The 10,482-nt window shown below is 57.9% G+C and carries 11 protein-coding genes and 1 pseudogene; 10 read left to right on the top strand and 2 right to left on the bottom strand.

Annotated features, from left to right (window positions below; translation table 11 throughout):
* A pseudogene (locus Q7T06_RS10970) lies at nucleotides 1–239 on the bottom strand (5'-3' exonuclease); the annotation flags it as partial.
* A gap of 173 nt (nucleotides 240–412) precedes the next feature.
* Here Q7T06_RS10970 and Q7T06_RS10965 point away from each other — a divergent pair.
* From Q7T06_RS10965 to Q7T06_RS10925, 9 genes are all read left to right on the top strand, one after another.
* Nucleotides 413–961 carry a hypothetical protein gene (locus Q7T06_RS10965; protein WP_304784562.1) on the top strand — a complete coding sequence of 183 codons (549 nt, stop codon included), beginning with the start codon at nucleotides 413–415 and terminating at the stop codon, nucleotides 959–961.
* Nucleotides 962–1,080: 119 nt separating this feature from the next.
* Nucleotides 1,081–1,425, top strand: a complete 345-nt coding sequence (locus Q7T06_RS10960; RefSeq protein WP_304784560.1) for a DUF1840 domain-containing protein — start codon at nucleotides 1,081–1,083, stop codon at nucleotides 1,423–1,425.
* 226 nt (nucleotides 1,426–1,651) lie between these two features.
* The gene (rsmB, locus tag Q7T06_RS10955; RefSeq protein WP_304784558.1) at nucleotides 1,652–2,968 is read left to right on the top strand and encodes a 16S rRNA (cytosine(967)-C(5))-methyltransferase RsmB; all 1,317 of its coding nucleotides are present in this window, start codon (nucleotides 1,652–1,654) and stop codon (nucleotides 2,966–2,968) included.
* 50 nt (nucleotides 2,969–3,018) lie between these two features.
* Nucleotides 3,019–3,603, top strand: a complete 585-nt coding sequence (locus Q7T06_RS10950) for a DUF4390 domain-containing protein (protein ID WP_370652371.1) — start codon at nucleotides 3,019–3,021, stop codon at nucleotides 3,601–3,603.
* Entirely contained in the window at nucleotides 3,600–5,903 is a 2,304-nt protein-coding gene (locus Q7T06_RS10945; protein WP_304784557.1) for an ATP-binding protein, read from the top strand. Before Q7T06_RS10950 ends, Q7T06_RS10945 begins: the two co-directional genes overlap by 4 nt.
* A 59-nt stretch (nucleotides 5,904–5,962) precedes the next feature.
* Entirely contained in the window at nucleotides 5,963–6,679 is a 717-nt protein-coding gene (locus Q7T06_RS10940; RefSeq protein ID WP_304784555.1) for a response regulator, read from the top strand.
* Nucleotides 6,676–7,041 (top strand): GTPase, encoded by a 366-nt coding sequence (locus tag Q7T06_RS10935; protein ID WP_304784553.1) that lies wholly within the window; start codon nucleotides 6,676–6,678, stop codon nucleotides 7,039–7,041. The genes Q7T06_RS10940 and Q7T06_RS10935 overlap by 4 nt, the downstream gene beginning before the upstream one ends.
* Nucleotides 7,042–7,225: 184 nt before the next feature.
* Entirely contained in the window at nucleotides 7,226–7,483 is a 258-nt protein-coding gene (locus Q7T06_RS10930; RefSeq protein WP_304784551.1) for a DUF3567 domain-containing protein, read from the top strand.
* A gap of 122 nt (nucleotides 7,484–7,605) precedes the next feature.
* Nucleotides 7,606–8,307 carry a tRNA (guanosine(46)-N(7))-methyltransferase TrmB gene (locus tag Q7T06_RS10925; protein ID WP_304784549.1) on the top strand — a complete coding sequence of 234 codons (702 nt, stop codon included), beginning with the start codon at nucleotides 7,606–7,608 and terminating at the stop codon, nucleotides 8,305–8,307.
* Here the strand turns inward: Q7T06_RS10925 and Q7T06_RS10920 are convergent.
* Nucleotides 8,292–9,503: an alpha-D-ribose 1-methylphosphonate 5-triphosphate diphosphatase gene (locus tag Q7T06_RS10920; protein WP_304784547.1), complete on the bottom strand. Its 1,212-nt coding sequence runs from the start codon at nucleotides 9,501–9,503 to the stop codon at nucleotides 8,292–8,294. The two genes, Q7T06_RS10925 and Q7T06_RS10920, sit on opposite strands and share 16 nt — an antisense overlap.
* A gap of 230 nt (nucleotides 9,504–9,733) precedes the next feature.
* On the opposite strand from Q7T06_RS10920, the gene Q7T06_RS10915 reads away from it, so the two are divergent.
* A partial coding sequence (locus Q7T06_RS10915) for a class II glutamine amidotransferase (RefSeq protein ID WP_304784545.1) occupies nucleotides 9,734–10,482 on the top strand: 749 nt, incomplete at its 3' end.

Below are 10,482 nucleotides of genomic sequence, written 5' to 3'. Positions count from 1 at the left end.
GCCGGCATGGGCTCGCGGTTTTCGCGATAGCGCGCGTAGAGATCGTGGCGCCAGGTATGACCGCCAAAATCGAAGGCCGGCAGCACATGCGTGGGCTGGTGCGTGGCCAGCAGTTTCCTGAATGATGCGAGCGAGTGGCGCAGCGCTGCTTCCGCCTTGGCCGGGCTATCGGGCTCCACATTGGCTTCATACACACGCCGCACGATATTGAGGCCATCGATCGCGAGCAGTTTTCCCATGGATAGGCGCCTCATGACACGTTATATAAAAAGGATGCTGTGCAAAACTGGTACGGATTTTACTCGCCTTGTACTGGCCGGGCGGCATTATCCGGATGCATGCAAGCCGGCCAATCGCTATGACAGGGATGTGGCGGTGTACCATATTGCAATTGCACCTGATCCCTAACATCATGAAATTCATCGCTTCGATATTGCTCAAGACCCTGGTAGTCGCCTCAGTTTTCTCATTGGCGGCCTGTACGCCCAAATACGACTGGCGCGAAGTGCGCGGCGAAAATGCCACCTATGTGATCGCGCTGCCCAGCAAACCGACTACATTTACCCGCACGATAGACTTGAACGGCACGCCGGTGTCGATGACGATGGTGGCCGCTGAAGTCGAGGGCGTGACCTTTGCCGTTGGTAGCGCAGAACTGCCCGACGCAACCCAGGCCCAGGTTTCACTGAGCGCAATGAAAACTGCGATGGTCAATAACATCGGCGGCAAGATCCGGCAGGAAAAAGTATTGACGATGGCGCAATCACCATATGCAGCAGGCAAAGTGGCGGTCACTGAAGTCGAGGCAAGCGGGCCAGCAGCGAATGGGCAAAGCCGCATCTTGTTCGGCCGCTTCGTCGCCAAGGAAAAACGTGTGTATCAAGTAGTCGTCCTCGGCGCCGAGAAAGGCCTCAAGCGCGATACGGTCGACACGTTTTTTTCCTCATTCAAATTCAACTAGGATTGATTCCGTGCAATTTTCAAGCGCCTGATGCACACAGCGCAGGCACGCAACTCTGCTAGAGCACGGCTGGAAATCATGCTATCGTTTTGTCATAGTTCACTTAGAGGAGGCTGCGCATGTTAGTCACGTTCAAATCCAAAGCTGCCGCCGAGGTCCTGATGTATGAAGAGCACGCCAAACGCATTTTCGACCTGCTCCATAAAGATCCGAAACGCGGCGTCATTACCGCAGCAGAAACCGGCAACGCGATTGCATTGCTGGAAGTGGAAATCACTGAAAGCAAGGCGCACTCTGCCTCCGACGCCGTGCAACGCGATGTGGTCGCCCACCATGGCGAAAACGGTGACGATAACGAACATGAACAACCGGAAGCCGTGAGTTTTTCATCGCGCGCCTACCCGCTGCTTGAAATGTTGCGCGCCGCAAAAGCAGAAAATAAAGACGTGGTGTGGGGCGTCTGACCCGGGTCAAGCCGGCCAGTCAGGCCGGCATCCGCATGCCCCGCACGCACGCAAAGTAACAAACTTCCGTAATTTGTCTCGCCCTGGTGCGCGCGCAGCGCCTTGCACCGCTACAATCACGTCATTAGAAATTTAAGAGCCATGCCTGCATCAGGCCCTGGCTGGAAATGCTGCGGACGATATCTGTACCCGTCGCGACAAGCGCCAGCCTTAACGAAGACATAACGTGACGACCATACATTTAAAGCCGGATTCCCTCTCTTTCAGCCTGCACGGCGCCGCCCAGGCTGTGGCCGATGTAGGACGCGGAGTTGCATTGCCGCAGTCGCTGGCGCGTATATTTGCGCAAACCAGCGCAACGCCACAGGCGCGCGGAGCCATCCAGGATCTTTCCTATTACTGCATGCGCCACATCGGCCGCGCCGAAGCCTTGCTCAATGCAATGACGACCAAGCCGACCGAACCTGCAATCCTGCATGGCTTGCTGTGCTGTGCGCTGGCGCTGATTTCAGACCCGGATGAAACCGAAGCCAATGCCCGTTACAGCGCATTTACCGTCGTCGATCAAGCCGTCACTGCTGCTGCCGCGGACCCCGACATGGCGCATGCAAAGGGCATGGTCAATGCCGTGCTGCGCCGCTTCCTGCGCGAACGGGAAGCACTGTCCAAGAGTGCGGCCGGCACGCAGATGGCGCGCTGGAATTACCCGGACTGGTGGATAGACCGGATGCGCTCGGCTTATCCGCAAGACTGGCAGGCGATACTGCAGGCAGGCAATGCTGCGCCGCCGCTCACGCTGCGCGTCAACCAGCGCAAAACCACGGTAGAGGATTACCTCGCGCTGCTGGCGGAAAAAGGCATCGCCGCCACCCGCATCGGACCTGTTGCGGTGCGCCTGACGCAAGCCACGCCGGTCAGTCAAATTCCCGGCTTCAACGATGGCCTGGTCTCGGTGCAGGATGCCGCCGCCCAGCTTGCCGCGCCTCTGCTGGACCTGCAGGATGGCATGCGCGTGCTGGATGCGTGCGCAGCGCCCGGCGGCAAGAGCGGTCACATACTGGAAACTGCAGATGTGGAACTGGTCGCACTGGACAATGACCCGCGCCGCATGACGCGCATCACGGAAAACCTGCAACGCCTGCAATTGAGCGCCTCCCTGCAAACCGGGGACGCCAGCGACAACAGCTGGTGGGACGGCAAACCGTACGACCGCATACTGGCTGACGTGCCATGCACTGCATCCGGCATCGTGCGGCGCCACCCTGACATACGCTGGCTGCGGCGCAAAGGCGATGCGGTGCAACTAGCCACACTTTCCGCGCAAATTCTCGACAACCTTTGGCAGATGGTGCGGCCGGGTGGTAAATTGCTGTTTGTGACCTGCTCGGTATGGCCGCAGGAATCGGAAGCGCAAGCTGCTGCCTTCGCGGTACGCAATCAGGCCAGCCGATTGCCGGCGCCGGGCCAGTTGCTGCCGACCGCAAATGCAGAAAACGATCATGACGGCTTGTTTTACGCACTGTTTCAAAAATCCGGAGCTTGACCTTTTTCAACCGCTACCAACTGCCAGGCGCTTGCTCTGCCCCTAGACGCGTGAAACGAAAACTTTCCTTTTCTCTCTACTGGCTATGCGCCACCCTGCTGCTGGCGTTCGCGCTGCAACACACGGTCACGCATGCAGCCGAGAATATAGAAATCGAACAGGCGCACCTGGAAGACAGCAGCGAAGGTTATCGCTTGTCGGCAACCTTCGCCTTTGACCTCAACCGCGGCCTGGAAGATGCGCTGACACGCGGCATACCGCTGTACTTCACGACCGAAATCGAAATCACCAAGCCGCGCTGGTACTGGTTTGATGCAAAAGAGATCGTCAGGGCACAAACCATACGCATTTCATACAATGTACTGACGCGCCAATATAGCGCTGCCATTACCGGCAGCCTGCAACAAAGCTTCAGCACGCTGGACGATGCACTGTCGATGATACGGCGCCCCAATCGCTGGGTGGTCGCCGACAGGAATGCGTTGAAAACCGGCCAGACGTATGACGTTGCCATCCGCATGCAACTCGACGTCGCCCATTTGCCCAAGCCGTTCCAGGTCCATGCGCTCAACAGCAGCGACTGGCGCCTGTCGTCGCACTGGAAACACTTCACCTACACGGCAGAACGACAGTGACACGGCTACTTCGGTATTTGCTGGTTGTCGGCGGCGCCGTTGTCAGTATCTTGCTGTTCATGCTGGCCTCGGCCTCTGAAAATTCCAGCCTGTTCGAGCGTAATTACCCGTGGCTGCTGATCCTCAATGCAGTCGTTGCCGCGGCCTTGCTGACGCTGGTCGTGCTGCTGCTGCTGCGTTTGTACAAACGCCACAAGCGCGGCAAGTTCGGCTCCAAACTGATGGCGCGGCTGGTGCTGCTGTTTGCGATGATAGGCATCCTGCCGGGCATCGTGATTTATACCGTGTCGGTGCAATTCGTCTCGCGCTCGATCGAATCATGGTTTGACGTACGCGTCGAATCGGCGCTCGAATCCGGCCTCAACCTCGGCCGTTCCGCACTCGATGCATCGCTCGATGATTTGCGCCTGAAAACGCGCAACATGGCGCTGGAACTGTCGGATGCTTCCGAAGCCGCACAGGTCACTCAGTTGTCGCGCATGCGCGACCAGAACGCAACGCAGGAAGCGGTGATCGTGACCGGCAACGGCCAGGTGATAGCCAGCTCGGGCTCGCAGCTGGGTGCATTCCTGTACGACCTGCCTACTGCCGTCATGTTGCGGCAAGCGCGCCAGACACGCGCCTATGCCGCCATAGAGGGCAATAACGATTTCCAGGACAACAGCCCGTCCGTATCCAAAGCCAAAACCAACACGATTACCGCAGCTGCCGCCAATCCGGCAAACAGCCTGCGCCTGCGTGTCGTGGTCGAGATTCCAAGCGCAAGCAAATCCCTGTCGCTGCAATCCGAAACGCGTTACCTGCAATTGCTGCAGCCGGTGCCGGAACAGCTGGCCAGGAATGCGGAAGCGCTGCGCCTGGCCTACAGTGAATATCAGGAACGCTATCTGGCACGCACCGGCTTGCGCAAGATTTACCTGGTAACGCTGACGCTGACCTTGCTGCTGGCGATCTTCGGCGCCATCGCCGGCGCCTTCCTGATCGCCAGTGATCTGGCCAAGCCTTTGCTGCTGCTGGCAGAAGGAACCAAGGCGGTGGCGGAAGGCAATCTCTCGCCGCGCCCCATCATTGCAACCTCGGATGAGCTCGGCACCCTGACGCAATCCTTCAATACGATGACGCGCCAGTTATTCGATGCGCGCGCTTCGGTGGAAAAAAATCGCGCCGAACTGGAAAACGCCAAAGGCTATCTGGAATCGGTGCTAGCCAATATGTCGGCCGGCGTGATGGTGCTGGACAGGAATTTCAAACTGGTCACCTGCAATGAATCGGTAGAACGCATACTGCAGCATGACTTTTCCCAGCACATAGGCAAGCCGCTGAAAGAAATCGATGGCTTGAGCGCATTTGCACAAGTCATCACGCAATCCTTTTCTGAAAAAAGCGCGCAATCGGCAGCAGATGGCGGCGCCACCGGCAACCTGCACTGGCAACACCAGATCGATGTGCCGCGCCGCATGGGCGGGGCGGAAGCAGAAAACGATATTTCACTGCTGGCGCGCGGCTCACGCCTGCCGGCCGCCAGGGATAGCGGCTATGTGGTGGTGTTCGATGATATTTCCGATGTGATTTCGGCGCAGCGTTCGATTGCCTGGGGCGAAGTCGCGCGACGCCTGGCGCATGAAATCAAAAATCCGCTGACGCCGATACAACTGTCGGCCGAACGCCTGCACATGAAGCTGGAAGGCAAGTTGAACGAGCAGGATGCCGCCATCCTCGAACGCAGCACGGCAACCATCGTCAACCAGGTATCGGCGATGAAGCGCATGGTCGAAGACTTCCGCGATTATGCAAAAACGCCGCCGGCGGTTTTATCCGCACTCGACCTGAATGCGCTGATAGAGGAAATCCTGCACCTGTATCTGGCCGGCGACGAGCGCGACATCATCCATGCCTCGCTGACAGAGGGATTGCCGCACATCATGGGCGACCCTACCCAGTTGCGCCAGGTCATACACAACCTGCTGCAAAATGCGCAGGATGCGGTTGGCGACCGCGCCACGCAGATACCCAGGCCGCGTATTGATATCATTACCGAAGAAATCCATTACCGGAGTTCGGATGGCGCCGTCAGCAATGCGGTACAGCTGTCGATCACCGATAACGGACCGGGATTTTCACCCAAAATCCTGGCCCATGCCTTCGAGCCTTACATCACGTCCAAACCGCGCGGCACCGGTCTGGGACTGGCTATGGTGAAGAAAATCATAGAAGAACATGGCGGCCGCATCGATATAAAAAACAGAACCACGACGAATGGTGCAAAAGTGGCAATTTTGCTGTTAAAGTTAGCCCCTTGATAAAGTCTGGACTACAAGACTTGCAAAGAGGATGACAATCAAGACAAGGGTGTAAAGAGATGGCCAATATTCTAGTTGTTGATGATGAAATGGGAATCCGCGAGTTGCTGTCCGAAATCCTCGGGGATGAAGGGCATGTCGTGGCAACAGCAGAGAATGCCCAGCAGGCGCGTGAATTGCGCGCGGCAGCAAAACCGGATCTGGTCCTGCTCGATATCTGGATGCCGGATACCGATGGCGTGACGCTGCTCAAGGAGTGGCAGCGCGATGGCTTGCTGACGATGCCGGTGATCATGATGTCCGGTCACGCGACGATAGATACTGCCGTCGAAGCGACCCGCATAGGCGCACTCAATTTCCTGGAAAAACCGATCTCGCTGCAAAAACTCTTGAAAGCCGTGCAGCAAGGCATCTCGCGCGGACAGGAAGTCACGCGTGTGGCAACGATACCGGTGCGCACCAGCGTCGCCGCTACCGAAACGCACAGCCTGTCAGCAGACAAGAGCATGCCGGCAACAACCGGCCTGAGCTACCAGGGCAACGTCTCCGTACCGCTGATGTCCGCCGATACACAATTCTTCACGGCCTCGTTCGAACTACCGCTGCGTGAAGCACGCGACGCCTTCGAGCGCGCCTACTTCGAGCATCACCTCGGCCGCGAAGGCGGCAGCATGACGCGCGTCGCGGAAAAAACCGGACTCGAGCGCACGCACCTGTATCGCAAGCTCAAGCAACTCGGCGTAGAACCCGGCAAGATCGCAAAAAAAGGAATATGACACTGACGTCGCTGGTGACAGGCGCGCGGGCGAAAAACCGCGAAGCCGCCATACTCAGCCGCCTCGACAGCAGCGTACATACCGCGATCGTCCTGGAAGGCTTGCCCGACGGCAGCAGCGACCTCGATACACTCGCACCCCATCCCCAACTGAAGATTGCCCGCATCGCTCCCGGCTGCATGTGCTGCACCGGCAATCTGGTCTTGCGCGTGACCTTGAACCGCATCTTGCGCACCCGGCCAGAGCGGCTGTACATCAGCGTGGCCGACAGCACGCATATCGCCCAGTTGCGCAGCTTCCTCACGCAGGCACCCTGCGACAACCTGCTCACGCTGACAGACGACATCGTGTGCAGCGCATAGCAAAACGATAATGACATTTACGTCACATTGTTAATCTTCGTTAGCTGGCCTCAATATCCGCTGTAACACGCCGTTACCAACTCAAGAGCCTGATTTATACAGCTCCAGTCTTGAAATTATCCCGAGCAGCGCCATGTCCGTATCAACGCGATGATTTGTCATCGCTTTGGCAACAGGAGATTATATGAACTTGATCTACAACAGCGAGCAGTACAGCGTGGTGGAATTCGGCGCTGATGACGGGCAGGACGCCTTGCGCTTTGGCGGCTATGAAATCATGGACAAGCCCGCCAAACGCGAAATCTTCATTGCCGGCTTGCTGGCAGAATCGTTTCGCCGCGATGTGAAGGATTTGATAGCGGGCGAACCCAGCGTCGAGGAAATCGATGAATTTCTTGGCAACTATGATGCCTACATGAGCCAGGCCGTCGTCTTCCACTAGACACTTTTCCTCCCCAGCAGCGATACCGGCACAACAGGGATCGCTACTTTGCACGCTTGCATGGCTCATCACGGATACATGCAAGCGCCTTTTTTCGATCTCTCCCCGGCCCTGCGATCGCGATGCACGCGAACTCTTATCAAATTTTCAGCCGTCAAACTGAAGTCCATGCGCAATTGAAGACACTGCTGGCCAGGCATGTCGCCAGTGTGTTTCAAAAACCTGTCACTGCATACAACCGCGCTGCATTCGAGCACAGTATCGCAAGCTGGCAAGCTGCCGGGGCGCAGCCCCTGATCCTCGACGCCGGCTGCGGCGTCGGCTTGTCGACGATGCATCTGGCGGCGCAATTTCCCGACCATTTTGTCATCGGCGTCGACCAGTCGGCAGACCGCAACGCGCGCAATACGCTCTGGCCGGATGCGCCACCGGCCAACTTCATCCGGATACGTGCCGACCTGGTCGATTACTGGCGGCTGCTACTGGAAAGCGGAATACGTCTGGAGCGGCATTACCTGCTCTATCCAAATCCATGGCCGAAGATAGGCCATCTGGCGCGGCGCTGGCATGGACATCCGGTATTCCCGACTATCGTTGCCCTCGGCGGGACGCTGGAATGCCGCAGCAACTGGCGCATCTATACGGAAGAATTCGCTGCCGCCTTGCTGCAATTGACGCAGCAGACCGTGGCTTGTGCAGCCTATGTGCCAGAGCAGACGATCACGCCGTTCGAGCAAAAATATCAAGCCTCAGGACATGCATTGTGGCGCTGCCGGATCCAGCTTGCGCGCAGCGAGCCGGGGCCGCGTCAAGCCGCTATCTGATAGGCGTGCGGCATGCGCAGGCGCGCAGGATCGGCACAATACGCCACTTTGCCAGCCGCGATGGTCGCCACCAGTCGCGCCGTGCCAGCCGCCGACACTTCGACCAGCACCATGTCGGCGCGGCCGCCGTTGCGGATATGGCCGCGATCTTCCAGGCCCAGTGCACGCGCCGGATTTTGCGCCACCAGGCACCATGCCTGCGCCAGCGTGCACAAACCCAGGTGCGCGAGCTTGAATGCCGCATGCAGCATAGACGGGTAGTAATAATCAGACGCCAGGATATCGCACAGGCCGCTCTTGACCGCATCCTCGGTCGACAAGCCGCCACAATGGCTGCCGCCCAGCAAGACATTCGGCGCACCCATCACCACCTGGTTACCCAGCCCCATCGCCGTCAGCAATGCTTCCTGCGTGCGCGGGAATTCGCTGATCATCACACCTAGCTCCTGATACCGCTCGCGCTGCAAAAATGTCTCATCGTCATGCGACGCCATAGGCACGCCGCGCTCACGGCAAGCGCGGGCCAGCGTCGCGATGACTTGCGGCACCTGATCCGCGCGCGCCTGCGCTTTTTGCAAACGCCGCAGATAGGTAGGCGCATCGCAACGCGCGCGTTCGCTGTAGGCTGCCAGCTTTTCCGGCAGTGCAGATTTTTTTGCAATCGCCGGCAAGTGCTCATTGAAGGCAAAGCAATCTATCCGCCCCTGCTGTATCCACAGCAAGGCATCGGCCAGGCCATCGACATGATGATTTTCAAAGCGCAGATGGATGCGGTGGTCGGCATGCGCAGTCTTGCGCTGCCGCGCGACCTGCTCCAGCAGCGCGATGGCAGAATCGCGCCCGCGCAAGCCGCCTTCCCATGAATAGGTCAAGCCATGGCAAGCGGTAGTGATGCCGTTGGCTACCAGTTGCCGGTCGGTGTCGGCCAGCGCAATGTCGTAGGCAAATATCGTATCCGGCCGCGGCTGCACCTGGCGCTCGAACGCATCGCCGTGGATATCGACCATGCCCGGCAACACCAGCAAGCCGCTGGCATCAACTATCGTTTGATGCCGCATCGGATCGTTGGGCGTTGCCGCTATGTTGTCTATGCATGACTGCGAGACTGCAATCGGCTTCGTGCTCCAGTTGCTTGCCCCCAGCGCATCCTGCACCAGACTGGTACCGCCCTGAACCAGCAAATTCTGCATACTCATAAGTCACCTGACATTCAAATTGATGTGACTCATGCTAGTTGACGATTATGACCGGACTTTGACATTTCAAATTGCATACGGAATGTCATCGATATTTCTGTTTTTTTGCACAAAACACGACAGAAAAACGATGATCCGCAACCGGCAGGAAGGGCTGGCCGCATGGCAGTCGTGATACTGTGTCGGTACATTTTGCCTCAACGAAACAATTACGATCGCAACGGAAATCCATGTGCCAGCTACTCGGAATGAATTGCAATGTGCCGACTGACATTGTGTTCAGCTTCACCGGCTTCGCGACACGCGGCGGCGGTACCGATGTCCACAATGACGGGTGGGGCATCGCATTTTTTGAAGGCGCCGGCGTGCGCCATTTTGTCGATTACCAGGCGGCGATAGACTCGCCGGTAGCCGATCTGATCCGGCGCTTTCCGATCAAATCGAAAAACGTCATCGCGCATATACGCAAGGCCACCCAGGGCCATGTCGCGCTGGAAAACTGCCATCCCTTCGTGCGCGAATTATGGGGGCGTTATTTTGTCTTCGCGCACAATGGCGACTTGAAGGATTTCCATCCTGAATTGAACGGGCCCTACCAGCCCGTCGGCACTACCGATAGCGAAGCGGCATTCTGCTACATCCTGCAAGAACTGCGCCGCCGCTTCGACGACGCCTTGCCGCTGCTGCCGGAACTGCGGGCCGCGATCGCGGAACTGAGCCGTGAAATCGCCGCGCACGGCACCTTCAACATGATGCTGTCGGATGGCTCTGCCCTGTTTGCCCATTGCTCTACGCATCTGCATTACATCGTGCGGCAATATCCGTTTGCCGTCGCGGCGCTGTCCGATGAAGACATCAAGGTGGATTTTTCCGAAGTGACGACGCCGAATGACCGCGTCGCCATCATCGTCACCGAACCGCTGACGACGAATGAAACGTGGACACCTTTCCAGAGCGGCGAATTGAAAGTGTTCATAGA

This window comes from Herminiimonas sp., assembly GCF_030645555.1.
Classification (GTDB): domain Bacteria; phylum Pseudomonadota; class Gammaproteobacteria; order Burkholderiales; family Burkholderiaceae_D; genus Oxalicibacterium.
The sequence above is the reverse complement of the archived record's forward strand: the minus strand, read 5'-3'. Positions and strand labels throughout refer to the sequence as shown.